General features: G+C 33.3%; 23 protein-coding genes. 19 read left to right on the plus strand and 4 right to left on the minus strand.

What is annotated here, in order from left to right; genetic code table 11:
- The first annotated feature begins 233 nt into the window (after window positions 1-233).
- The 4 genes from pfkA (at window position 234) to HQN62_RS10670 (ending at window position 3710) form a co-directional block, all read left to right on the plus strand.
- On the plus strand, window positions 234-1220 hold the full coding sequence (gene pfkA / locus HQN62_RS10655; RefSeq protein ID WP_116795262.1) for a 6-phosphofructokinase: 987 nt from the start codon (window positions 234-236) through the stop codon (window positions 1218-1220).
- A 44-nt stretch (window positions 1221-1264) separates the two neighbouring features.
- Complete coding sequence (gene gap, locus HQN62_RS10660) at window positions 1265-2269, plus strand: type I glyceraldehyde-3-phosphate dehydrogenase (protein ID WP_116795261.1); 1005 nt, start codon at window positions 1265-1267, stop codon at window positions 2267-2269.
- 210 nt (window positions 2270-2479) lie between these two features.
- Window positions 2480-3331 carry an N-acetylglucosamine kinase gene (locus HQN62_RS10665; RefSeq protein WP_116795260.1) on the plus strand — a complete coding sequence of 284 codons (852 nt, stop codon included), beginning with the start codon at window positions 2480-2482 and terminating at the stop codon, window positions 3329-3331.
- Between the two features lie 4 nt (window positions 3332-3335).
- Complete coding sequence (locus tag HQN62_RS10670) at window positions 3336-3710, plus strand: methylglyoxal synthase (protein WP_116795259.1); 375 nt, start codon at window positions 3336-3338, stop codon at window positions 3708-3710.
- On the opposite strand, the gene HQN62_RS10675 is transcribed toward HQN62_RS10670, so the two are convergent.
- Both HQN62_RS10675 and HQN62_RS10680 read right to left on the minus strand, forming a co-directional pair.
- Complete coding sequence (locus HQN62_RS10675) at window positions 3691-4071, minus strand: RidA family protein (RefSeq protein WP_173504348.1); 381 nt, start codon at window positions 4069-4071, stop codon at window positions 3691-3693. The two genes, HQN62_RS10670 and HQN62_RS10675, sit on opposite strands and share 20 nt — an antisense overlap.
- Before the next feature lie 22 nt (window positions 4072-4093).
- Window positions 4094-6769 (minus strand): putative LPS assembly protein LptD, encoded by a 2676-nt coding sequence (locus HQN62_RS10680; protein ID WP_371811604.1) that lies wholly within the window; start codon window positions 6767-6769, stop codon window positions 4094-4096.
- Between the two features lie 128 nt (window positions 6770-6897).
- Between HQN62_RS10680 and HQN62_RS10685 the strand changes: the two genes are divergently transcribed.
- The 15 genes from HQN62_RS10685 to bshA all read left to right on the plus strand — a co-directional run bounded on the left by HQN62_RS10685 (window position 6898) and on the right by bshA (window position 25164).
- A complete protein-coding gene (locus HQN62_RS10685) occupies window positions 6898-8049 on the plus strand; it encodes an N-acetylmuramoyl-L-alanine amidase family protein (RefSeq protein WP_173504350.1) in 1152 nt (383 codons plus the stop codon).
- Between the two features lie 55 nt (window positions 8050-8104).
- On the plus strand, window positions 8105-9064 hold the full coding sequence (locus HQN62_RS10690; RefSeq protein WP_173504351.1) for an MlaD family protein: 960 nt from the start codon (window positions 8105-8107) through the stop codon (window positions 9062-9064).
- Between the two features lie 5 nt (window positions 9065-9069).
- The gene (locus tag HQN62_RS10695; RefSeq protein WP_173504352.1) at window positions 9070-10404 is read left to right on the plus strand and encodes a 4Fe-4S dicluster domain-containing protein; all 1335 of its coding nucleotides are present in this window, start codon (window positions 9070-9072) and stop codon (window positions 10402-10404) included.
- 87 nt (window positions 10405-10491) lie between these two features.
- A complete protein-coding gene (locus HQN62_RS10700) occupies window positions 10492-11283 on the plus strand; it encodes a (Fe-S)-binding protein (RefSeq protein ID WP_116795254.1) in 792 nt (263 codons plus the stop codon).
- Between the two features lie 3 nt (window positions 11284-11286).
- Complete coding sequence (locus tag HQN62_RS10705; protein WP_254454430.1) at window positions 11287-12063, plus strand: phosphatase PAP2 family protein; 777 nt, start codon at window positions 11287-11289, stop codon at window positions 12061-12063.
- 64 nt (window positions 12064-12127) lie between these two features.
- Window positions 12128-12610, plus strand: coding sequence for an ABC transporter ATPase (locus HQN62_RS10710; protein ID WP_173504353.1), 483 nt, complete (start codon window positions 12128-12130; stop codon window positions 12608-12610).
- Window positions 12611-12753: 143 nt separating this feature from the next.
- Window positions 12754-13251, plus strand: a complete 498-nt coding sequence (locus HQN62_RS10715) for a phosphatase PAP2 family protein (protein ID WP_165818074.1) — start codon at window positions 12754-12756, stop codon at window positions 13249-13251.
- Window positions 13252-13315: 64 nt separating this feature from the next.
- Complete coding sequence (locus HQN62_RS10720; protein ID WP_173504354.1) at window positions 13316-14341, plus strand: YncE family protein; 1026 nt, start codon at window positions 13316-13318, stop codon at window positions 14339-14341.
- A gap of 99 nt (window positions 14342-14440) precedes the next feature.
- Window positions 14441-15601: a TolC family protein gene (locus HQN62_RS10725; RefSeq protein ID WP_173504355.1), complete on the plus strand. Its 1161-nt coding sequence runs from the start codon at window positions 14441-14443 to the stop codon at window positions 15599-15601.
- Between the two features lie 4 nt (window positions 15602-15605).
- On the plus strand, window positions 15606-16520 hold the full coding sequence (locus tag HQN62_RS10730; protein WP_173504356.1) for an HlyD family efflux transporter periplasmic adaptor subunit: 915 nt from the start codon (window positions 15606-15608) through the stop codon (window positions 16518-16520).
- Between the two features lie 85 nt (window positions 16521-16605).
- Window positions 16606-19659 (plus strand): efflux RND transporter permease subunit, encoded by a 3054-nt coding sequence (locus HQN62_RS10735; RefSeq protein ID WP_173504357.1) that lies wholly within the window; start codon window positions 16606-16608, stop codon window positions 19657-19659.
- Window positions 19660-19711: 52 nt separating this feature from the next.
- A complete protein-coding gene (locus tag HQN62_RS10740) occupies window positions 19712-20452 on the plus strand; it encodes a phosphatase PAP2 family protein (protein WP_173504358.1) in 741 nt (246 codons plus the stop codon).
- A 106-nt stretch (window positions 20453-20558) separates the two neighbouring features.
- The gene (locus HQN62_RS10745) at window positions 20559-21746 is read left to right on the plus strand and encodes an MFS transporter (RefSeq protein ID WP_207786910.1); all 1188 of its coding nucleotides are present in this window, start codon (window positions 20559-20561) and stop codon (window positions 21744-21746) included.
- 80 nt (window positions 21747-21826) lie between these two features.
- Window positions 21827-23875 (plus strand): heavy metal translocating P-type ATPase, encoded by a 2049-nt coding sequence (locus HQN62_RS10750; protein WP_173504359.1) that lies wholly within the window; start codon window positions 21827-21829, stop codon window positions 23873-23875.
- A 155-nt stretch (window positions 23876-24030) separates the two neighbouring features.
- The gene (gene bshA, locus HQN62_RS10755) at window positions 24031-25164 is read left to right on the plus strand and encodes an N-acetyl-alpha-D-glucosaminyl L-malate synthase BshA (RefSeq protein WP_116795238.1); all 1134 of its coding nucleotides are present in this window, start codon (window positions 24031-24033) and stop codon (window positions 25162-25164) included.
- A 106-nt stretch (window positions 25165-25270) separates the two neighbouring features.
- Here bshA and HQN62_RS10760 read toward each other — a convergent pair whose 3' ends face one another.
- Complete coding sequence (locus HQN62_RS10760; protein ID WP_173504360.1) at window positions 25271-25702, minus strand: hypothetical protein; 432 nt, start codon at window positions 25700-25702, stop codon at window positions 25271-25273.
- A gap of 246 nt (window positions 25703-25948) precedes the next feature.
- Window positions 25949-26467 (minus strand): hypothetical protein, encoded by a 519-nt coding sequence (locus HQN62_RS10765; RefSeq protein WP_173504361.1) that lies wholly within the window; start codon window positions 26465-26467, stop codon window positions 25949-25951.
- Between the last annotated feature and the right edge of the window lie 197 nt (window positions 26468-26664).

Below are 26664 nucleotides of genomic sequence, written 5' to 3' on the forward strand. Positions count from 1 at the left end.
TCAATTATTTTATACTGTCTGTTTATTTGTTTTTACAAAAGAGATAAATAGTTCGTATTTCCCCTTTTTCAACAGTTTTAGATTTAAAAAAAGGAAATAAATAATAGCCATTTTTTAATTAAAAAAACTTATCAACGAAAACGTTTGAATTTCAGATATTTTATTAAAATGTTAGAAAGCCCCCCTAAAATGTCTTTGATATTTGCTAAATTTACACTTTAATACTTAAAAAAATGTCAAAAACAATAAAAAAGATAGGTGTACTTACCTCTGGAGGAGACTCTCCGGGAATGAACGCTGCTATTCGTTCTGTTGTGCGAACATGTGCTTTTCATAATATAGGATGTGTTGGTATTTATAGGGGGTACCAAGGAATGATTGAAGGGGATTTTAAAGAAATGGGACCCCGTAGTGTAAATAACATTGTAAACAAAGGCGGGACTATTTTAAAATCTGCTCGATCAATGGAATTTAAGACTCCCGAAGGAAGAGAAAAAGCACATAAGAATTTAGTTAAGGCAGGAATTGATGCTCTGGTAGTAATAGGTGGTGATGGTTCTTTTACAGGAGCATTATTATTTAATTCTGAATATAATTTTCCAGTTATGGGAATTCCTGGAACTATCGACAACGACATATTTGGTACGAGCCATACTCTGGGTTATGATACCGCTCTAAACACAGTTGTTGATGTAATTGATAAAATTCGTGATACGGCAAGTTCTCACAACAGATTGTTTCTTATTGAGGTAATGGGGCGTGATGCTGGTCATATAGCTTTGAATGCAGGAATTGGTGCTGGAGCCGAAGAAATTCTTATTCCAGAAGAAGATTTAGGATTGGATCGTTTGTTGGACTCTTTACGAAAAAGTAAAGCTGCAGGAAAATCTTCAAGTATAGTGGTTATCGCTGAGGGTGATAAAATAGGTAAAACCGTTTTTGAACTAAAGGATTACGTAGAATCAAATTTTCCGGAATATGATGTACGTGTATCAGTGTTAGGGCATATGCAACGTGGTGGTGCTCCATCTTGTTTTGATAGAGTTTTGGCTAGTCGATTAGGAGTAAAAGCGGTTGAATGTTTATTAGAGGGTAAATCAAATTTCATGGTTGGATTATTATGTGATAAAATTGAATTAACACCTTTAGAACAAGCCATCAAAGGACATACTGAAATAGATCAGGAATTGCTTCGCGTTTCAGATATTATGTCTATTTAAAAGTAAAAGAGAATAAAATAAAAAAATAATTTAAATTTAATACAATGTCAAAAGTAAAATTAGGAATAAACGGATTTGGTAGAATTGGAAGAATTGTTTTCAGAGAAACTTTCAATAGAGACAACGTAGAAGTAGTAGCAATCAACGATTTATTAGATGTAGATCATTTAGCTTATTTATTAAAATATGATTCAGTTCACGGTCGTTTTAATGGAACTGTAGAAGTAAAGGAAGGTAAACTTTATGTAAACGGAAAAAACATCCGTATTACTGCTGAAAGAAACCCAGCTGATTTAAAATGGAATGAAGTTGATGTTGATGTAGTTGCAGAGTGTACAGGTATATTTACAACTATTGAAACTGCAAATGAGCACATTAAAGGTGGTGCTAAAAAAGTAATTATTTCTGCTCCATCTGCAGATGCGCCAATGTTTGTAATGGGAGTAAATCACGAAACTGCAAAAGCTTCTGATATTGTTGTTTCAAACGCTTCTTGTACTACAAACTGTTTGGCTCCATTGGCTAAAGTAATTCATGATAATTTTGGAATTGTTGAAGCTTTGATGACTACTGTTCACGCAACAACTTCAACTCAAATGACAGCTGATGGTCCTTCTAGAAAAGACTGGAGAGGTGGACGTGCTGCAAGTATAAATATTATTCCTTCATCTACAGGTGCTGCTAAAGCTGTTGGAAAAGTTATTCCAGAATTGAATGGAAAATTAACAGGAATGGCATTCCGTGTTCCTACTGCAGACGTTTCTACAGTAGATTTAACTGTAAAAGTTGCCAAAGAAACTTCTTACGAAGAAATTATGGCTGTTTTGAAAAAAGCTTCTGAAACGACAATGAAAGGTATTTTAGGATATACTGAAGATGCAGTTGTTTCTCAAGATTTTATTTCTGACAAAAGAACTTCAATCATTGATGCTACTGCAGGAATTGGTTTAAATTCAACTTTCTTCAAATTGGTATCTTGGTACGATAATGAATATGGTTATTCAAGTAAATTAATTGACCTAGCTGTACATATCTCTTCATTAAAATAAAATTTATAATTTTACAAATCCCATTAAGTGAAATTAATGGGATTTTGTTTTTTTGTTCTATTGAATGTTTCTCGCCAGAAGTGTTTAAAATTAGGGACAAAATTCATAACCAATAAACCAAATAATATGAAATGAGCATAAATTGGTTACAAGTGCCAATGAAGATATGCGAATTACATATGACCGATAAAAATATATAAATATCTACATATGAAATTAATAGTTGATAGTGGTTCTACTAAAGCAGATTGGATTGCAATAGATGATGACGGGAAAGTTATGTTTACCACACAAACGTTAGGTTTAAATCCAGAAATTCTTGATAAAGATGAAATTCTCGATCGCTTGAATGATCGATTTGATATATTACAAAATAAAAAATTGGCCACCCATTTATTTTTCTATGGTGCTGGTTGTGGAACTGATAGGATGAAAATTTTTCTTTCTCAGGTTTTTAAAGAATATTTTTCAAATGCTATTGTAGTTGTTGAAGAAGATACATATGCAGCTGTTTTTGCCACTACACCAAAAGGGGAAAAAGCAATTGTTAGTATATTAGGTACTGGTTCAAACTGCAGTTATTTTGATGGTAAGGTTTTAGAACAAAGAGTACAATCATTAGGCTATATTGTTATGGACGATTGTAGCGGAAACGTTTTTGGAAAAAGTTTAATTAGAAAATACTATTTTAATAAAATGCCAAAAGAATTGGCCGAAGTTTTTGAAAAAGAGTATGATGTGGACCCAGATTATATCAAAAGTAAATTGTATAAAGAGCCAAATCCGAACGCCTATCTTGCCACTTTTGCAAAATTTTTAATTCAGAATAAGGAACATGAATTTTGTAGAAAAATCATTTTTAAGGAAATGAAATCTTTCATTAAGAATTATATCAAGCAATTTGAAAATTGTAAAGAAGTACCTGTACATTTTGTAGGTTCGATTGCTTTTTATCTAAAAGATGAATTAGCTGAAATTTTTGAAAAATACGAATTGCAATTGGGTAATGTATTAAGAAGACCTATTGATGGATTGATAGCTTATCATATTGCAAATAAATAATTATATGGAAATAGCAATTATTGCCCATGACGGTAAAAAAGAAGATATTGTTAAATTTCTAATTAAAAACCGCGAGGTGTTGCAGCAAGAAAAAATAAAGTTCATTGCAACTGGAACAACTGGAGGAAGGGCGGAAGCTGCCGGTTTTAAAACCAGAAGAATGCTTTCTGGACCATTAGGGGGTGACGCACAAATTGCAGGAAGAGTTGCTGAAGGTAAAACACAAATGGTTTTATTCTTTAAAGACCCTCTTTCTAGTCATCCGCATGAGGCAGATGTTAATATGCTTATTCGTGTTTGTGATGTACATAATGTGCCGCTGGCAACTAATGAAGCGACAGCACAATTATTGATTAATGCTATAGCACAGCAATCATAGATATTTCTACATTTACATTTTTTGGCAAACAAGCCACTTGAACCGTTTCACGAGCTGGAGCGGTTTTTTCATTAAAATAAGATCCATAAACAGTATTAATACTTCCAAAATCATTCATATTCATAATGAAAATGGTTGTTTTTACTACGTTTTCAAAAGTCATTCCAGCTGCCTCGAGAACGGCTTTCATGTTTTCCATCACTTGCTTGGTTTCTGATTCTATATTGTCTACTACCAATTCCATTGTTGCTGGATTTAATGCAATTTGACCAGAAGTATATAACGTATTTCCTTTTAATACAGCTTGATTATAAGGTCCAATTGGTGCAGGGGCATTTTCGGTGTAAATTATTGTTTTCATAACCTATATATTTAGAGTTAATCTATTGATTGGTAAGTTTTCTTTTTTCCCATTTAATGTCACTAAGTACACCTGATTTGATGCCAATGAAAAAATTCCAGCTGGCACTATCTCCAAATGGAGTCCAGTTGAAAGCCATTCTCCAACTCATCAAATCCCTTTCAAAACGTAATTGTGTAAAGGTAACACCCTTTTGTACAAAATCATATCCTGTAGAAACTCCTGCTTTCCATTTTGGTGTTAAATCAGCATTTGCAGAAATCATAATGGAGTTTCCTGTTATTTTCTTTTCTCTGTTATTATTTCCATACGTTAAAGAATAAGCAAATGTCATATCCCATGGTAATTTTGATCTAAAGAATTCTGAAACAACATCTTCATCTTCATTGTCCCCGTCAAACTGGCTTTTTCTAATATTATTAGCATCAATATTTGATCCAAATAAATCATCTTCACGCCCTCCGTTTCTTTTACCTTGGTCGTTTTTGTCTTTTTGTTTTTTCTCTTTCGTACTTGATATTGAATAATTCATAGTCAAATTGGCACTCGTCATTCTAAAAAGACTACCTCCATTATTGATATTGTAAACATTTATTCTATTTCCGGAATTGTCAATCGCGTATGGGTCCAGAGTTGCTCCAAAATTCGCACTCAATTTATTGTCAAAAAACTGAGTTCCACCGCTTACTCTAACTGGTGCCCAGGCAAGTTCTTTGGCATCAAAGTTATAACTCGTTGAAAAATTTAAATTGTTAAGCAGCATTATTTTCTTAGGCTCAACTTTGGTACTATCCTTGTCAGCTACTTTTGCTTCGAATGTATTACTAAGGTTGAAGCCGACAAAATTAGAACTATTCATGCCAGGAACACCATACATACCTCCTTCAAATCGAGTGTAGTCTTTTTGCATCGTACCACTACCATCTGTTGCATAAGTATCATAATATTTTTCAAAACTAGGGGTGTAACTATGCGAAATCGCTGGTCGCATGACGTGTCGAATGGATTTTATTATTTTGTCATCACCAAAATTGAATGTACCGTAAATTGTAGTTCCAACACTAGTAGAAGATGAGTATGTCCTAAAAGAGTCAAATCCTTTTACATCAGTGGTAACAACGGTGCTTAATTGGTCGTCATAACGCTTGTTGATAGTATTAAAATACCAAACTTCTTCATAATTTAAAGAAGAAGAAACACTAAAATATTTCAAAATTTTGAAGTTAGTACTTACTGGAATTGTATGTTGGAATCCGAGTTCTCCATCTCGGAACATTTCCGGTTTGAAAAACAATGAATCGGTTGTTACAAAGCTATTTTTTCCGTTTAAATTGTATTGTAAGTTGATGTTTTTGAAGATTCCCTTTTTTGCTCCGTCATTTAGTGCAAACGGATAAATACGATCCAAGCTAAACTGTAACGTAGGAAGTGTCATGTTGATCACTTTTGTATTTGTATTTTGGGAATGCGTAGCTGTTAATGATATTCTGCTTTCTGGAACGGAATGAAATACAGTACTATAAGATATGGAGGAACTCAAAGTATTGTTTAATGAGGAACCAACATTGATCTGATTAATTGTTTTTTTGAAATATTCACTACTTCCTAAATTCACAGAAGCGGAAAAAGTGGAATTTGGATTGGCTTTTGAATCTTGAGAATGCGACCATTGAATATTGTAAATTTTAGTTTTTGAATAATCAGGATATCCTCTTTCACTGATAATATTGTTTTCAAATCTAATATTAACATTCCCTTGGTAATGGTACCGGTTGGCATAAGAGGATTGCGCATTTATACCATAACTTCCATTTGTGTAGTAATCTCCTAGTAGTGTTAGGTTATAATGGTCACTTAACGCAAAATAATATCCTCCATTTTGAAGAGAAAAACCTTTATCGTTGGAATCATTATAGGAAGGTAATATAATTCCTGAAGTACTCGTTTCTTTTGAAAGAGGAAAATATGCAAACGGTAAAAATAATGGAGTAGGTACTCCCTCAATTACCATATTGGTGAAACCCGTAACTATTTTTTTGCCGGGAATAAATTTTATTTTATTAGTTTGAAAATAATATTCAGGATTATCTACATCTTTTGAAGTAGTAAATCGTGCTCCTTTTAGAAAATATACAGAATCGTTTTCCTTTTTAGTAATGGCCGCTTTTACGTTAAATTCTCCTTGAGAAGACCTTGAATTCCAAATTAAAGCTTTTTTAGTTTTAAAATTAAAGCGAATAGAATCAGGTTCGATAACATTTGAACCTTGTTTGAAATTTGGAAATTGTGTGTAATTACCGAGCGAATCTTTTATTCTTCCCGCATAAACCTCATTTTTTTCGTAATCCATTACTATAATACCAGATTTTAATTCAACATCTTGGTAGTATAATTCAGCCTTGTCGTATAAAGTTATGAGTTTCTTTTTTTGTTCAATCTTTGCATATTTTTCCGCTTTGTATTTTACTTTGCCATTAAGAAAGTTTTTTTTAACCTTAATGGTGTCTAGTTTAATGGTGTCAGTAGGTGATTCGACCAGAGGATTTTTAATACTATCTTCCTGGATCGGTTTCTTAACTTCTTGTTTCTTAGACGGAATTGTTGTTTGTTTCTTTTTTATATCTTGTGAATATAAATTAGAACATCCTAAAGATAGGAAAAATGATAGTAAAACGATATTAAATAAGTTTGTATGCAAAGGTTTAAATGCTATTTTTGTAAAATGAAGACTCGAATATTCGCGAGCCAAAATTACTATAATTTTTTGGCAAAAATAATCAAATCATAAATTTATAACGGAAGTCTTATAATTAAATTAACTAATAGATGTATATATCAAAAAAAATAAAAATTGCATTCACATTTTTATTAGTAATGTTGGCAGTAGAATCGCATAGCCAATCCAATGATTTTAAAGTTACTTTAGATGCTGGTCATGGAGGTCATGATTTTGGTGCGAATTATAATGGACGGATTGAAAAAAATATTGCATTAGCCATTGTTTTAAAAGTGGGTAAAATTTTGGAATCCTATCCTAAGGTAGATGTTATATATACTAGAAAGACCGATGTTTTTATTGATTTGATAGAGCGTGCCAATATTGCCAATAGAGCTGATTCTCATATTTTTGTTTCTATCCATTTGAATGCCAATAGAAATACCGCAGCAGATGGAACTGAAACCTACGTTATGGGGATGAATAAGATTGCTTCAAATCTTGAAGCTGCAAAAAAGGAGAATGCAGTAATCACAATGGAAAAAGATTATAAGCAGAAATATGAAGGTTTTGATCCAAATTCTCCAGAAACCATGATTGGTATGACTTTGATGCAAGAAGAATATTTAGATAATAGTATTTCATTAGCAGGTAAGGTAGAAGATGAATTTGCAAAATTAGGTAAGAAATTAAGACATGGAGGTGTGAAGCAAGCTCCTTTTATGGTTTTGCATAAAGCATATATGCCTAGGGTTCTAATTGAAACTGGTTTTATTTCCAATCCTGTTGAAGGGGATTTATTAAATTCAGAAGAAGGACAAAATGATATTGCCAGAGCTATTGCTAATGCAATAATCAGTTATAAGTATGATTATTTTGGGGATGGGGGAGCAGAAACCTTTGGAGAAAAGCCATCTCAAATCCTTAGAGAAAATCCTGTAAAAAGTTCTGAAAATCCAGATGTTAATAAAACTGAGATTAATAAAGGGATTATTAAAAAAGATACTCTAGGTTCGATTTATAAAATTCAGTTATCGGCTAGTAAAAAAAAGTTAGCACTGGAACCTAAAAATTTTAAAGGATTGCAAAATGTAAAACTTGTTTATGAAGATAATATTTATAAATATTTATACGGTGAAACTTCCGATTATGAAAGTGCCAAGAACCAATTAAATGAAGTGAAATCCAAAGGATATAATTCAGCTTTTTTAATAGCATTCAAAAATGGAAAAAAAATAAGCATTCAGGAAGCAATCAAATAATACTCATAAATTCGAATATTTTATATTAAATTTGCCCATTAAAAAAAACAAAATTTTGAAAATTACAAGAGAAATAAAAACTGCCATTTTAGTTATTACATCAATTTTATTATTCATTTGGGGATACAGTTTTTTAAAAGGAAAAGACCTTTTTAATAGTTATAAAACTTTTTATGTTGAATATGCTAATGTCGAGGGACTTGCGCCTTCAGCTCCAGTAACAATCAATGGACTGAGCATAGGTAAAGTAAAAACCATTACGATTAGTGAAAAAGGAACTTTATTGGTTGAATTGCAAATAAATACTGAATTTCCAATATCAAAATCAAGCACGGCCACAATTTATGATGCCAGTCTTATTGGTGGCAAGCAAGTTGCCATCCATCCTAATTATTCAGACAAAATTATCGCCGAAAATGGGGATTACCTAGCGGGCACTATAGAGTCTAGTCTTATGGCTTCATTGGGCGACAAAGCGGCTCCAGTTATGGCTAAAGTAGAGAAATTAATGACCAGTGCAGATAAATTAATTACTAGTTTTAATTCTGTTTTGGATGCAAAAGGGCAAGCAGATTTAAAAAAGAGTTTAGCAGAACTTAGCGCGACTATGGAGCAATTCCATAAAGTTGCATCAAATGCAAATGTGATTTTGGATGAAAATAAAGGCCAGTTGAAAGGTGTTGTTTCTAATTTCAATAAAGTCTCTGATAATTTCGTTAAAATTTCTGATTCATTGAATAAAGCAGATTTAGGACAGACTGTTAGGAACTTGAATGCAACATTAAGCAAAGTTGATGGCTTAATGAAAGGTTTAGAGTCTGGAAAAGGTACCATGGGAAAATTACTGAAAGACGAGGCACTTTATGCTAATTTAGAAAAAACTTCCAAGGAGTTAGAGTTGCTTCTGCAGGATGTAAGATTAAATCCAACACGTTATGTAAATGTTTCTGTTTTTGGTAAGAAAAACAAACCATATGTTGCTCCAAACGATTCTATAACAAAAATAAAAAACTAGTATTTATGAGTTACCTTAGTAATGTGTTATTTGCCATAGTATTGATTATTGGATTCGGGTATTTTTATTCGAATGTAAAAAAAATCATTAGGAATATTAATCTTGGCGTTGCTGTTAATCGTAAAGATAATGCTAAAGCACGTTGGAGAAATATGGCAATGATTGCTCTTGGGCAATCCAAAATGGTTAAAAGACCCGTTGCTGGAATACTGCATATCATAGTTTATGTTGGATTCGTTATTATCAATATTGAATTATTGGAAATCATTATTGATGGTTTATTTGGAACTCATAGAATTTTTGCTCCTCTTGGAGTTGTTTATGATTTTTTAATTGGTTCTTTTGAAGTCTTGGCTTTCTTGGTATTGTTTGCTGTTACTGTATTTTTGATAAGAAGAAATATCGTTAAGTTGAGAAGATTTATTCACGCTGATTTAAAAGGCTGGCCAAAAAGTGATGCCAATTATATTTTGTATTTTGAGATTACTTTAATGACTTTGTTTTTATTAATGAATGCCACCGATTTTCATTTGCAAAATGTACCTGGAGGATTTTCACATTTTATAAAAGCAGGCTCTTTTCCAATAAGTCAATTTATTGCACCGGTGTTCAATAGAATGTCAAATGAGTTGGTGATGTTACTAAATGAAGGCTTTTGGTGGTTGCATATTGTTGGGATTTTGATTTTTATGAATTATTTATATTTCTCAAAACACCTTCATATTTTATTGGCTTTCCCAAATACTTACTTCGCTAATTTAAATCCTCAAGGACAGTTTGATAATTTGGCTTCAGTAACTGCCGAAGTAAAACTGATGATGGATCCAAATGCAGATCCTTTTGCAGCAGCGCCAGTTTCAGAAAATGAAGCTCCAAGTAAATTTGGTGCCAGCGATGTTCAGGATTTAAACTGGGTTCAGTTATTAAATGCCTACACATGTACTGAATGTGGTCGTTGTACTTCTTCTTGTCCTGCAAATCAAACAGGCAAAAAACTGTCTCCTCGTAAAATTATGATGGATACAAGAGATAGATTGGAAGAAGTAGGAAAGAACATTGATGCCAACAAAGGTGTTTTTGTACCAGACAACAAATCGCTATTGAACGATTACATTACTCCAGAAGAATTGTGGGCTTGTACCTCTTGCAATGCTTGTGTAGAGGAATGTCCTGTAAATATCAGCCCGCTTTCTATTATTATGGATATGAGACGTTATCTTGTAATGGAGCAAAGCGCAGCTCCAATGCCTATAAATGCGATGATGACTAACATAGAGAATAATGGCGCACCTTGGCAATACAGCCAACAAGACCGATTGAACTGGAAAAACGAAATATAGTTGAATCGTTTAATCGGTAAAAAGTTTAACCGATTCAACAATTAACAAATCAACGATTCAACATTTAAACGATTAAACAAAAAAGAAATGTCAGAAAATTTAATTGTGCCAACAATGGCCGAAATGCTAGCCCAAGGAAAACAACCAGAAGTTTTATTTTGGGTAGGTTGTGCAGGTAGTTTTGACGATAGAGCAAAGAAAATAACAAAGGCATTTGTACGAATTCTAAATCGTGCCAATGTTTCTTTTGCCGTTTTAGGTACTGAAGAAAGTTGTACTGGAGATCCAGCAAAAAGAGCAGGAAATGAGTTTTTGTTTCAAATGCAAGCCATGATGAATATCGAAGTGCTTAATGCTTATGAAGCAAAAAAAATAGTTACTGCTTGTCCGCATTGTTTTAATACTTTAAAAAATGAATACCCAGAATTGGGTGGCCATTATGAAGTGGTGCATCACACAGAATTCCTTAAATCATTGTTAGATTCAGGACGTCTGACTATCGAAGGTGGACAGTTTAAAGGGAAGCGTATTACTTTTCATGATCCTTGTTATTTAGGACGTGCCAATAATGTATACGAAGCACCAAGGGATTTAATTCAGAAACTGGACGTTGAATTACTAGAAATGAAACGTTCTAAAGCAAATGGTTTGTGTTGCGGAGCAGGAGGGGCACAAATGTTTAAAGATGCTGAGCCTGGTAATAAAGAAATCAATGTGGAAAGAACAGAAGATGCTCTTGAAACAAAACCTGACATTATTGCTGCAGGTTGTCCTTTTTGTAATACCATGTTGACCGATGGAGTTAAAAATAAAGAAAGAGAGGGTGATGTCAAAGTTATGGATATAGCCGAATTGATTGCTAACGCCCAAGATTTATAAAAAATGGCTAAACGAAAATTTATTTTCCTAATGTTCTTGCCAATTTGGAGTTCCTTATTAGCCCAAACGACAGTGAAAGTAAATTTTCAAGATTCCATTCCGGATTCGAGTGCCGTTAAACAATTAAAGTTTAATGTTAAACAATTGATACTTCCAGCCACTTTGATTGGATTTGGAGTAATTGGAATTAATAACGATCAATTAAAAGATCTAAACGCCGAAATCAGTGAAGAGGTAGTAGAACATATTGATAAGCAAATAACAATTGATGACTTTACTCAATATGCGCCAGCTGCTTCAGTTTATGCTTTAGGAGCTTTTGGAATAAAAGGAAAAAATAATTTTAAAGATAAATCGATAATCCTTGCAACCTCCTTTTTGTTGATGACAGCAACGGTTACGGGATTAAAGAGTATTACTAAAGTTGAAAGACCTGATGGGACAAGTAATAATTCTTTTCCTTCAGGGCATACTGCAACCGCTTTTATGGGAGCAGAATTTCTATATCAGGAATATAAAGATGTTTCTATTTGGTATGGTGTTTCTGGATATGCTATAGCTACTTTTACAGGAGCATTTAGAATGTATAATAACCGACACTGGCTTACCGATGTTGTAGCAGGAGCGGGAATTGGAATATTAAGTGCCAAAGCAGGTTATTGGTTGTTCCCAACGGTTAATAAATTATTTGCTTCCAAAAGTAATCCAAACAAAAAATCTGCGTTTATTCCTTATTATGATGGGAAACAAGTAGGATTTGGATATATTTCCACTTTTTAAATTAAAATATACAAATAAATTTTAGGTGTAAAAATCTAAAATCATAAATCTAAAATTACACAACATGTACGTTCCTTTTGAAAATTTACCCGAAGAATCTAGAATTTGGATTTATCAATCGAACAGAAAGTTCTCGGATGCCGAGTTTTCTGAAATTGAAACTGATTTGCAAGCTTTCCTTAACGAATGGGCGGCACACGGAACTAGCCTGGAGTCTTCGTATTTATTGAAATACAATCGTTTTATTATAATTGCCGTAAATCAGGATGTTCAAGCAGCTACAGGTTGTTCTATTGATTCTTCAGTTGAATTTATCCAAAGTTTGGAAAAAAAATACAATGTAGATTTATTAGATAAAATGAATGTAACCTTCAAACTAGGAGATCATATTGCACATAAGTCATTGATTGATTTTAAGAAAATGGCGAAAGATAAAGCAGTTACCGAAAATACAATTGTCTTTAATAATTTGGTTAACAATATCGAAGAGTTCAATGAATCATGGGAAGTTCCCGCTATGGACAGCTGGCATAGCCGATTTTTTTAAACCAATTTTACAAAGTCAATATGTCTAAAATCCTTTCCCTTTTTGTATTCCTTTTTTGTTTTTCAATTTCAAATGCCCAAAATTCGGATATAGATCTTTTAAAGAAAATAAATTTAAATAGAAATACAAATCTCGAATCAACAATGATTGGGATTACAAATAGTGCCATGCCTGTTAGTATTGGAACTCCTATTGTTATCTATGCGGTTGGGCTAATCGAAAAAGACAGTCTCACAAAGAAAAAAGCAATATTTATAGGAGAAACCTTTGCCGCTTCAGCATTTGTTTCTTTGGCATTAAAAAGCATTGTTAAAAGGGACAGACCATATGTTACCTATCCAGAAATTGATAATGTTGTAGAAGAATCTAGTTATTCTTTTCCATCAGGTCATACTTCATCGGCTTTTGCAACAGCTACCTCATTGAGTATGGCTTACCCAAAATGGTATGTTATTGCTCCGTCTTTTTTATGGGCTGGTGCAGTTGGTTATTCTCGCTTATACCTTGGCGTTCATTATCCAACCGATGTTTTGGCAGGTGCACTTGTAGGTAGTGGTTCTGCTTTTTTGTGTTATAAATTGAATAAATGGATTAATAAGAAAAAAAATAAACCCATTTTATTTGATGGACAGAAGCAATAAATTAAGCGAAATTTAATTTAATATCAAATTGGAATCCCGATATTTATACTCAAAAATCGGTCCAATGAAAAAAACACTTTCCATAGCACTTACCTTTTTATGTTTTATGACTTGTCTAAGTCAAGAGTATAAAGTTTCTAAAAAAATTAAAATTGCAGGTAATGAAGGTTGGGATTATCTTGCTGTTGACGAAGTAAATCAAAATTTGTTCGTTTCACACGGAAGTGTTGTTAATGTAGTGGATTTAAAATCGGACACAACTATTGCAACCATTAGTGATACCAAAGGTGTTCACGGAATTGCAATAGCAAATGATTTAAACAAAGCTTTTATCACTGACGGGAAGGATAATTCCGTTACAATTATTGATCTGAAAAGCCTCAAATTGATTGAAAAAGTTGCCATTGATGGTCAAAAGCCTGATGCTGTTTTGTACGATCAGTTTTCTCAAAAAGTATTTACCTATAATGCCAATTCTAAGGATGCAACTGTTCTTGATGCCATTACTAATAAAGTTGTAAAAACAATTCCATTGGGCGGAAAACCCGAATTTTCGGTTACTAATACCAAAGGCTTGATTTATGTCAACATTGAAGATAAAAATGAAATCAAAACAATCGACGCCACTAAATTGGAAGTAATCGAAACTTGGAGTATTGCACCTGGTGATGAACCATCAGGACTGGCCATTGATTTAGATTCTAATAGATTATTTTCGGTTTGTGGCAATAAATTGATGGTAGTTGTTGATGCTTCAAATGGGAAAGTTATCAAGACATTGCCTATTGGAGATGGTTGTGATGGTGTAGCTTTTGATGCCAAAAAGAAACTTGTTTTTAGTTCCAACGGTGAAGGAACAATTACGGTTGTAAAAGAACAAAACCCAAATACCTTTTCGGTTCTGGAAACGGTAAAAACTCAAAAAGGAGCAAGAACAATTGTATTAAACAAAACTAGGGGGGATTTATATCTAACCACCGCTGATTTTGGTGCAAAACCCAAAGCAACTACCGAAAATCCTAACCCAAGAGCTTCTATTGTTTCCAATTCTTCTGTGGTTTTGGTTGTCGCGAGTAATAGCAAAAAATAATTTTATTTTATAAATCAGTTAATGAGATTCATCTTTTTTTTCATTCTTAGCTTTATTTGTCTAAAGTCTTTTTCGCAAGAAAAAGATTTGCGATTTTATATGGAAAAGGCAAAAAACAATTCGCCTTTACTCACTGATTTGTCCAATCAAATCAAGTCAAATCAAATTGACAGTTTGATTAATAGAGCCAATTACAAACCACTAGTTACTGGAAACCTCAATGCTAATTATGCGCCAGTTATTAATGGAATTGGTTATGATACCGCTATAACTAATGGACAATCCGTTTCAGGTTTGATTGGTATTAATCAAAAAATAGTCGGTAAGAAAATATCAGGTTCACAGGCTGAAAGTTTCAAAATTCTAAAAGAGAGTTTGGCTTTAAACAAAAAAATAGCTCTCAAAGATTTGAGTAAAGTAATCGCCGACCAATATATCACGACATACGGAAGCGCCGAACAAATAGTGTATAATCAAAAAATGATAGCGCTATTGGGCAACGGTTTGAATACGCTGAAAAAATTAGCTCAAAATTCCATTTATAAACAAACCGATTATTTGATTTTTCTTTCCACATTAAAACAGCAGGAATTACAAGTTTTACAACTTAAGCAACAATATCAAAATAATTTGGGAATACTCAATTATTTGTCTGGTGAAACCGATACCACTTTTGTGAATTTGGCAAAACCGGATATTAACTTAAAAACGATTTCAAGTCCTGAAAAAACAATCTTCTTAAAACAATTTGAAGTTGATAGTTTGAAAATTGTTAATCAAAGTAAGTTGATAGATAACGCTTATAAACCTACATTGGCCTTGCTTGGCGACGCGGGCTATTTGTCGAGTTTTGAGTATCTGCCGTATAAAAATTTTGGATTTAGTGTTGGATTAGGAATGTCAATTCCTATTTATGACGGAAATCAAAGATCATTGCAACATCAAAAAAATGAGCAGGCAGTGGCCACTAATTTGGCTTACAAAACCCATTTCAATAAGCAATACCAACAACAATTACTGATGCTTAATCAGAAATTGAAACAAACTGTGGATACCGGAAACCAATTGCAATCTCAGCTTCAAATAACCGATGCGTTAATTGAAGCTGACAAAAAACTATTACTGTCAGGTGATGCCCAAATCACCGATTTTGTAATCGCGATAGGTAATGTTATCACGCTCAATAATTCGATTTCTCAAAACAAAATCAACAAATTGCTACTTATTAACGAAATCAATTATTGGATTTCTAATGACTAACATAATGAAAAAAACATTTTCTATAGGTTTGCTAATTACAGTTTTTTTTATTTCCTGTAAAGATAAATCCGAATCTGAAACCCCAACTGCTGTTCGAGTTCCGGTAACTTTAACTTCAATTGATACCACCGGTATACAAAGCTATATTGACCTGAATGCAACGGCTACTTATTTGGTGAAAAATAGCATTAAAGCCAACGCAACGGGCTATTTAAATTCTGTAAATGTGGCGACAAATGATTTTGTAGTCAATGGTAAGGAATTATTTTCGATAAAAACTCGAGAAGCCAAAGTCCTTGGAAATTCCGTAAATAAAATAGACCCAACTTTGGGTTTTGGTGGAGCGATCAAGGTGCTTTCGAACACCAACGGAACAGTAACTATGGTCAATGTGCAACAAGGCGATTATGTGCAGGACGGAGATGCCTTGATTACCATCAATGATGCCAAAAGTTTTGTAATTGTTTTGAGTTTACCATACGATTTGAAGAAATATATTTCGGTCGGTCAACAATTAAATGTTTTTTTACCAGACAATTCAAAAAGAACTGCGACTGTAGAAAAATTTTCGCCTTCAGTTGACGCTACTTCCCAAACGCAAAATGTGATTTTAAAAATAAATGGCAAACAAGATATTCCAGAGAATTTAATCGTGAAAGTTCGGGTAAATAAAGCGACTAATTCTAAAGGTATTTCAGTGCCAAAATTGGCCGTTTTAAGCGATGAAACCGAAACTGATTTTTGGATAATGAAAATGATAAACGCTGATACAGCAATCAAAATTCCGATAAAAAAAGGAATTCAAACAGAAGATAAAGTTGAAATTCTTTCTCCTGTTCTAACGGTAAAAGATCGAATTTTACTCACGGGTAATTACGGAGTAGGAGATACAATTAAGGTCAGAGTGATTAAGGATTAAATAAGTTTGCCATAGATTTAAATGATTTGACAGATTCTTAAAAATCCTTTAAAATTTTTTAATCTGTAGCTAAAAAAAATAAAAAATGAACAACTTTTTTGTAAGACACAAAAACGGATTAAGCTCAATTATTTTCCTGATTATTTTAGGGGGCTTTTTTGCCTATTCTAAAATGCAAACTAGTTTGTTTCCAGAAATTACTTTTCCCAAAATAAAAATCATCGCCGATGCAGGACAGCAACCCATAGACAAAATGATGATTACGGTTACTAAACCGCTAGAAACCGCTATCAAAAAAGTACAAGATTTAAAGACCGTTCGCAGTACCACCAGTCGCGGAAGTTGTGAAATTTCGGCTTTTATGGATTGGAATGCAGATATAGATTTGAGTAAAACCCGTATTGAAGAGCAAATTAGCCAAATCCAAAATAACCTTCCGCCAGATACTCAAATAACGGTGGAAAAAATGAATCCGTCTATCCTTCCCGTAATTGGTTACGCGATTGAAGGCAAAGGAATGTCTCCCATTGAGTTAAAGAAGATTGCCAATTTCACTATCAAACCCTTTCTTTCCCAAATCGATGGTGTTTCTGAAATTAGAATCATCGGTGGAAAAGAAAAAGAGTATTGGCTGTCGTTGGATTTTGAAAAAATGAGGGCTTTAGGCATTTCGCCAAATAGTATTTCACAAATTTTAAGCCAAACCAATTTTATTAAATCCAATGGTTATCTATCGGATTATCGGTATTTGTATTTAACCATCACCGATGCACAAGTAGATAAAAAAGAAGAATTAGAAAACCTTGTAATTCTTAATAATGGCAAAGGAATTATTACGCTGAAAGATATTTCTACAGTTGAAATCAAAGAAGCCAAAGAATACATAAAGGTTAATGCCAATGGAAAAGAAAGCATTTTGGTTGCCGTAATCAAACAACCCAATACTAATTTGATTACGCTTACTACTGATATGAATACAAAGTTAGAATCTTTAAAAAAGATTCTGCCAAACGGGATCAAAATCAAACCTTTTTATGAACAGGCTACTTTTGTAAATGATGCGGTCAAAAGTGTAACCGATAGTTTGTTATTAGGCTTGTTGTTGGCTATCATTGTAGCAGTTTTGTTTTTGAAATCGGTTAAGGCCAGTGCTACCATTTTAATCGTGATACCCGTAACTTTAGGCTTAACCTTAATTGTATTATACCTCACCGGAAATAGTTTTAATATTATGACTTTGGGAGCCATTGCGGCTGCTTTGGGATTAATAATAGACGATGCGATTGTGGTTGTTGAGCAAATTCACAGAACACACGAAGAACACCCTGAGGAGCCTACTGTGAATCTTTTGCAAAAAGCTATTCACTACTTATTCCCAGCAATGGTCGGTTCATCGATTAGTACTATTGTAATTTTTATCCCTTTTGTATTAATGAGTGGTGTTGCGGGTTCCTATTTTAAAGTACTGACCGATACAATGATCATCACCTTGATTTGTTCTTTTTTTGTTACTTGGTTATTGCTTCCGGTGGTTTATTTGTTGCTTACAAAAAATGAAAATTCAGCCAACGGAATTCAAAAAAAAATCCAGAGTCACGAGGTTAAAACACAAAATTGGGTAGCTTATTTTATTTCAAAACCCATTATCAGCATTGCTTTTTGTATAGTTTTGGTTCTTTCCATTTTTATTATTTTGCCAAACTTGGAGACTGGCTTTTTACCAGAAATGGATGAAGGAAGTATCATTTTGGATTACGAAAGTCCTCCAGGAACTTCGCTCGAAGAAACGGACAGAATGCTAAATGAAGTGGAGAAAATTATTATAAAAATACCTGAAGTTGAAGCCTACAGTCGTAGAACGGGAACGCAAATGGGTTTTTTTATCACTGAGCCCAATCGTGGCGATTATTTGATTCAATTAAAGAAAAACAGAAGCAAAAGCAGTAATGACGTAATTGACGAAATTAGAGCCAAAGTTGAGGCGACACAGCCGGCGTTGCGTATTGATTTTGGTCAGGTTATTGGAGATATGTTAGGCGATTTAATGAGTTCTGTTTCTCCAATTGAAGTCAAAATATATGGAAGCAATCAAACTGAATTACAAAGAATTGCCAAAGAAGTTAGTGGAATTGTTGAAAATGTAAAAGGAACCGCAGACGTATTTAATGGCATTGTTTTGGCAGGGCCAGAAATAACGATTCAGCCCAATTATGCGCAATTGGCACAATATGGAATCACCCCAACTGACTTGCAATTTCAAATGCAAACTGCTTTAGAGGGAAATGTGGTAGGGAGTTTATTAGAAAATGAAAAGCAAACGTCTATTCGATTGATTTATGCCAATGGACAAAAGCGCAGTTTGGAAGATATTAAACAACTCAAGATATTCCTACCCAACGGACAAGCTATTCCAATTTCAAGTTTAGTTACAATTTCGGTACAAAAAGGAATTGCCGAAATTGAACGCGAAAATCTTCAAATGATGAATGTAGTTACCGGACGATTGGACAATCGGGATTTGGGAAGCGTAATGCAAGAAATTCAAACGAAAGTTACTGATAAAATTCATTTGCCAAGCGGCTATTATATTGAATATGGGGGAGCCTACAAGGATCAACAGCAATCATTTGAGGAATTATTGATGATTTTGATTGCATCTTCATTATTGGTTTTTGGAGTTATTTTGTTTCTTTTTAGAGATTTCAGAATTGCATTTGTCATACTTTTAATTTCCGTTTTAGGTATTGCGGGAAGTTATATTTTGCTTTTTATAACAGAGACGCCTTTAAATGTTGGCAGTTACACGGGAATCATTATGATAGTGGGTATTATTGCAGAAAATGCGATTTTCACTTTTCTTCAATTTCGAGAAACTTTCAAATTGACCCGAAACGTAAACGAATCCATAGTCTATTCTATTTCAACACGATTACGGCCAAAATTAATGACAGCTTTAGGAGCTATAATTGCACTTTTGCCTTTGGCTATCGGAATTGGAACGGGTTCAGAATTACACCAACCTTTAGCGATAGCAGTTATTGGCGGATTTATTATTGCAATGCCTTTGCTGTTGATTGTTTTACCAAGCTTGTTGGCTCAAGTATATAAAAACGAAAAACATTTTAAGCATTTTATGTAGTTTTTTGAATGCTCAATCAGTGCATAATTATTAAAATTAACCTTCTTAAATTATGCGAATAAAAGCATCTCTTTTAGCAATGGTATTATTATCCTTTACAATAACTGTTAAAGCGCAAAACGATACTATCAATATAAAATCAAAGCAAAAAAACAGTTTTCTGAAAATGAGTATTGTGCCGATTGCCCTGATTGCTGGTGGAAGTTTGATAAGTAGTAGTAACTTCGAGAAGTCTTTTCAAGAAGGTGTCAGAAATGCTGTTGGGGATGATTTTAGCACAACGGCAGACAATTACACTCGGTATGTGCCAATAGTAGAACTTTACGCTGCTGATGTAATAGGAGTAAAAGCAAAAAATCATTGGTTTGACCAAACTAAAAATTTGACTTTATCAATAGTTATTACTGATTTTATTACATTCAAATTAAAAACTCATATTTATAAAATTCGGCCAAATGGTTCTCCAGATGGTCAGTCTTTTCCCTCTGCACATACTTCTTCGGCTTTTACCAATGCTACTGTTTTGTTTGAAGAATTCAAAGACACTAGCCCTTTGTTAGCTTATAGTGGTTATGGTTTTGCAACGACTACAGGTGCTTTGAGGATAATGAATGATGCGCATTGGCTATCGGATGTTTTGGTGGGTGCAGGAATTGGTATTTTAGTATCAAAAGTGGTTTATTATTTTGACCCAATCATTAAATGGAACCCTTTTGAAAAAACAAAAAATGTTACCCTTATTCCTGAAATTGATAATCATCAATATGGATTTTATATGTGTTTAAAAATTTGAGAGTGTTTTATAGTATGCTTTAATTTATTATTTTAATAAAGAAAAGGCAATTGGATGAAAAAGAGATTTAAAGACTATTTTTGTTAAGCATACTAAGTGTACAGCAATGAAAATAATCAGGCATATTTCTAGAACGGTTTGGATACTCTCTTTAATCAGTTTGTTTACTGATACTGCTAGTGAAATGTTATACCCCATAATGCCTATTTATTTAAAAACAATAGGGTTTTCAATTGTTTTAATAGGGGCTTTAGAAGGTTTTGCAGAAGCTTTGGCAGGTTTAAGTAAAGGTTATTTTGGGAAATTATCGGATAATTCAGGGAAACGCGTTCCTTTTGTACAACTGGGATATGCACTAAGTTCGATTTCAAAACCAATGATGGCTATTTTTTCATTTCCAATATGGATTTTCTTCTCGCGGGCAATGGATCGATTCGGAAAAGGGATTCGTACTGGTGCGAGAGATGCGATTCTATCTGACGAAGCAACTACCGAAACTAAGGGGAAGATATTTGGATTTCATCGCTCTATGGATACTTTTGGTGCGGTTTTGGGACCATCTTTGGCATTATTGTATCTTTATTTTTATCCACAGCAATACAAAACACTTTTTTATATTGCTTTTGTTCCTGGTTTATTAGCAATAGCGGCTTCTTTTTTTTTGAAAGATAAAAACAAAAAGAGTTTACCAGAAGTAAAGGCAACGTCTTTTTTTTCATTTCTAAAGTACTGGAAAACGAGTCCGTTGCAATATCGTAAAATTGTGGTTGGGCTTTTGGCTTTCGCGATATTTAATAGTTCGGATGTTTTTTTATTGCTAAAGGCCAAGCAAGCGGGTTTAAATGATACGTCGGTTATAGGAGTTTACATTTTCTATAATTTAGTCTATGCTCTTTGCGCTTTTCCATTAGGTTTTTACGCTGATAAAATAGGGCTCAAGAAAATGTTTGTTTTTGGACTTTTGTTATTTTCGATAGTATATTTCGGAATGGCGCTTAGTACCAATATTTACATTATTGCTTCATTGTTTTTAATTTATGGAATATACGCGGCGGCAACCGAAGGTATTTCAAAAGCCTGGATTAGTAACGTTTCCGATAAAAAAGATACAGCAACAGCAATTGGAACATATTCAGCGTTTCAAAGTATTTGCGCTATGATTGCCAGTTCGTTGGCGGGATTTATTTGGTATGAATTTGATGCAAATACAACCTTTTTGGTTACAGCTATAGCAACAGTATTCGTTATTGCTTATTTCTTGTTTTTTATCGAATACAAAAAAAGAATTATATAAAATCAACAGATTGTTTAATCACGATTGCAAATAGGGAATAGCGGTGCTATGTTCCTATAAAAAACAAATATTATCTGCATATGAAGCAAATGGAAAAACAAGATATAAACGGCAAAGAGTCGCGTTGTACCATTAAAGAAAAAGGAAGCACAAAAAATAACAATTCAAATTCAAGCTGTTGTTCGACTGATAGTGGATCGGAAAATCATAGTGAAGATAATGGTCACAATCACGATCACGATCATGATCATTCACACGGAGATGGGAGCTATTTTCAAATGTTCTTTCCATCTGTAATTTCTTTTTGCTTATTGCTGATTGGAATTGTTTTCGATAATTATTTTCCTCAAACTTGGTTCACATATTGGGTTCGAATAGGCTGGTATATTGTTGCTTATATTCCAGTTGGATTTCCCGTTTTAAAAGAAACTTTCGAAAGTATTAAAAAAGGGCAATTTTTTTCAGAATTTTCATTAATGGTAATTGCAACTATAGGCGCATTTGCCATCGGACAATTTCCCGAAGGAGTTGCCGTAATGTTATTTTACGGTATTGGTGAGAATTTGCAAGGACTAGCAGTGAAAAGGGCTAAGTCCAATATCAAATTATTATTAGATCAAAGACCTGACTTTGCAACTGTTTTAGAAGGGGATAAAACTATTTCAATCAAAGCATCCGAAATAGGTATTGGTGCAATTATTCAATTAAAACCAGGAGAAAAATTAGCTTTAGATGGAAAATTACTTTCTAAAAGTGCTACTTTCAATACTGCAGCTTTAACTGGTGAAAGTAAGCCTGCTAGTAAGAGAAAAAATGATATTGTTTTCGCTGGTATGATTAACTTGAACACCGTTGTTGAAATTGAAGTCACGACTGCTTATACCGACAGTAAACTCTCTAAAATCTTGGAAATGGTGCAAGAGGCAACTGCCAAAAAAGCACCAACCGAATTGTTTATTAGAAAGTTCGCTAACCTATATACACCAATCGTAGTTTATTTGGCACTAGCAATTTGTTTGGTACCTATGTTTTTTGTTGCCCATTATGTGTTCAGTGATTGGCTGTATCGAGCTTTGGTTTTCTTGGTAATTTCTTGTCCTTGTGCTTTGGTGATTTCTATTCCGCTAGGGTATTTTGGAGGAATTGGAGCCGCGAGCAAAAATGGAATTCTATTCAAAGGGTCCAATTTTCTGGATATAATGGCAGCCATTCAAGTAGTTGTTTTGGATAAAACAGGAACGTTGACCAAAGGCATATTTATAGTTCAAAAAGTGGTGGCTGTAGGTATTTCAGAAGATGATTTGGTTCAATATACCGCCGCATTAGAATCAAAATCTACACATCCTGCAGGAACAGCAATTGTAGAATATGTAAAAGTACTAGATAAAAATTTAAAAGTTACTGAAGTTGAGGAAATTATTGGACACGGATTGAAAGGAAAAATAAATGATACCGAAATAATAGTTGGAAATGTAAATTTAATGAAGAAGTTCAATATCAATTATGATTTGGAACTGGATAATTCAGCTTTTACTATTATAGTTGTTGCGATTAATAAGGTTTATTCCGGTTACTTTTTGATTGCAGATGAGATTAAGGAAGATGCGAAAGCTACCATTGAAAGTTTGCATAAAATAAATGTCAAAACTATTATGCTTTCTGGTGATAAGCAAGCTGTTGTTGATGCTGTTGCAAAAGAACTGAATATCGAATTGGCTTTTGGAGATTTATTGCCAGAAAATAAGGCTGAACATGTAGAAGCATTAAAATCACAAAATTTAAAAGTGGCTTTTGTTGGTGATGGCGTAAATGATGCGCCCGTGATTGCACTTGCCGATGCCGGAATTGCAATGGGGGGTTTAGGAAGTGATGCTACCATTGAAACTGCCAATATTGTTATTCAAAACGACCAGCCTTCAAAAATTTATACCGCAATAAACATTGGAAAACAAACCAAAAAAATAGTTTGGCAAAATATAACAATGGCTTTTGTAGTGAAAGTCATTGTTTTAGTACTAGGAGCAGGAGGATTGGCTACAATGTGGGAGGCAGTTTTTGCGGATGTAGGAGTGGCGCTATTGGCCATTCTGAATGCGGTTCGGATTCAGAGAATGAAGTTTAAAAGTTAAATTTTAACTTTATTTTATACTAAAAGAGACCTAATCTCCTTAATTTCGTTCCACTTAAAAATCATACATGAAATCGCCATTAACAACAAGTTTGTTGTGATAAACCAATGCAATATGGCGATACCATGTTTCCAAAATTTAAATATTATCTATACATGAAAATAGCAATAGTTTGTTATCCAACATTCGGGGGAAGTGGCGTAGTTGCTACAGAATTAGGTCTAGAATTAGCTAGGCGAGGTCACGAGATTCATTTTATAACCTATAGTCAACCAGTGCGTTTAGCATTGTTAAATCCCAATGTTCACTACCACGAAGTAATCGTTCCAGAATATCCTTTATTCCATTTTCAGCCTTATGAATTGGCTTTGTCCAGTAAATTGGTTGATATGGTTAAATTGTATAAAATAGAAGTATTGCATGTACATTATGCAATTCCTCACGCTTATGCGGGTTATATGGCCAAGCAAATGCTGAAAGACGAAGGAATTGATATTCCGATGGTAACCACACTTCACGGGACCGATATTACTTTGGTTGGGAATCATCCTTTTTACAAGCCGGCAGTAACTTTTAGCATCAATAAATCAGATTATGTGACTTCGGTTTCCCAAAGTTTAAAAGACGATACGTTGAAGTTATTCAACATAAAAAATGAAATTCAGGTAATTCCGAATTTCATTGAATTGGACAAAAATAATTATGATCCAACAGTTCCTTGTCGACGTTCTGTTATGGCCAATCCGAATGAACGGATAATTACTCATATAAGTAATTTTAGAAAAGTAAAGCGAATTCCGGATATCATTAAAATATTTTATAAAATTCAAAAAGAGATTCCTGCCAAATTAATGATGGTAGGGGATGGTCCAGAAAAAGAAAAGGCTGAAAAGTTGTGTCGAAAATTTGGTATTCAGGATAAAGTGATTTTTTTCGGAAATAGTAATGAAATAGACAGAATTTTAGGTCTTACGGATTTATTTCTTTTACCATCAGAAACAGAAAGTTTTGGATTGGCAGCACTCGAAGCAATGGCTTGTGGAGTTCCTGTGATATCAAGTAATTCGGGTGGTTTGCCTGAGGTGAATATGGATGGTGTTTCCGGTTATTTAAGCGATGTGGGAGAGATTAATGAAATGGCTCAAAATGCTCTAAAAATATTAAAAGAAGACGGTGTTCTTGCTGAATTTAAAACGAATGCCTTACATGTAGCCGAAAAATTTGATATTAAAAACATTCTCCCTATTTATGAAGCTTTGTATCTCAAAGCCATTAATAAATACAAATAAAGGTTATTAATCGAGCTGAGTTTACTAATCTAAATAAGGTAATCATATAAAAAAATCCATTCGCAGAATGGATTTTTTGTTGCTTTATAGATTGTTGTGACTAGTGCTATAATGTTTTAAGCAACTCTTTTCTTTCCATCCAAAAGATATCGGATTTTAAGAATATAATTTTTGTATCTACTACACGATCAGTTTTGTCTCTTGTTGATTTTGTTATAAATCTTGCCTTGGAATTGGTAAAGTTTAGTGTATGTTTTTCGTCTAGGTCTTTTTCCTTTTCAGTAAAAAATGAGATTACGTTATTTTCTACGGTCCATTTTCCTTTTCCATAATTATTTACCTCGGGAGGAGTACCATGTATAATTTTAGAATAATAATGAAAAGAAAATGTTCCATCTTGGGATAATGTTAATTGATATTCAAACGTATTATTGTCATTAGTTTCCATTGCAAGTTTATAATCCCCGATTACTTTATCGGCTTGTGAGAATGAGGTTAAACTTGAAACTAAAATTAAAATCGTAAATATTACTTTCATATTATTTTTTTATGATTGATGAAAAATTTCAATATAGCTCTAAAGATAGCTATTTAAAAGTTTATAGAAAGTTAGATTTCCTAAAAGCATTTCTAATGGATCTAACAAATCAGTCCGATACAACAAAACTTGGTTAGCTTTGTCTGATAACCTTTCCTTTTCACTTATTTCAAATATAGAAATTAATAATTAACAAAGATGAAGTTGAATGAATCCATCTTTAATATTAATAAAAGAAGAATTTTATTAAAATTTATATCGCATTGCCAAACCTGCATTGATCCCAAAATCATTTTTCTGGTAATTGTTAAAAACTAATTCCGGTCTTAAGTCTATGGCAATTTGAACAGGAATTTCTTTGAAGTGGTACTCAATACCAATATCTCCATTGATTACGGCAAAAATTCCATTGTCACTTCCATATCCATTATTGTAATTATCATTGGTATTCCACGAACCAAATCCTCCTCCGAAGCCGGCAAACCAATCCAATTCCTTTTCAATATTCCAATACCATTGATAGATTCCGGATAGTTTTATGGCATCGGTATTATTATCATTAGTAAAACCCAAATCAAGTTCCAATCGATTTTTTACAGATAGTTTCTTTTGATACGAGATTTCAACTCCTAAACCATGATTATTTCCAAATCGCAATCCTATTGCATTTTTTGAAATGTTATCTTGTTTTGGAATAGTGTCTTGCGCTTGGCTAGAAAATGCTAGACCTATTAGCAGATATAACAAGTAGTAGCTTTTTTTCATTTGTCTATTTATTTTTTGGAGTTAATAAGCATACTTTCTATAAAAATACAAAAAATAATAAAGGTTGTGTTTAGTTATTTTTAAATCAGGTATTTATGATTTGTTTCGAAATAATCAAAATTCATTTTTCTTTTAAATTGAAAATAAGCCGGCAAAGTTTATACATCCAAGATAAATTACATTTTAAGAGTTTACAT

It is taken from the genome of Flavobacterium sp. M31R6, from assembly GCF_013284035.1.
GTDB lineage: Bacteria > Bacteroidota > Bacteroidia > Flavobacteriales > Flavobacteriaceae > Flavobacterium.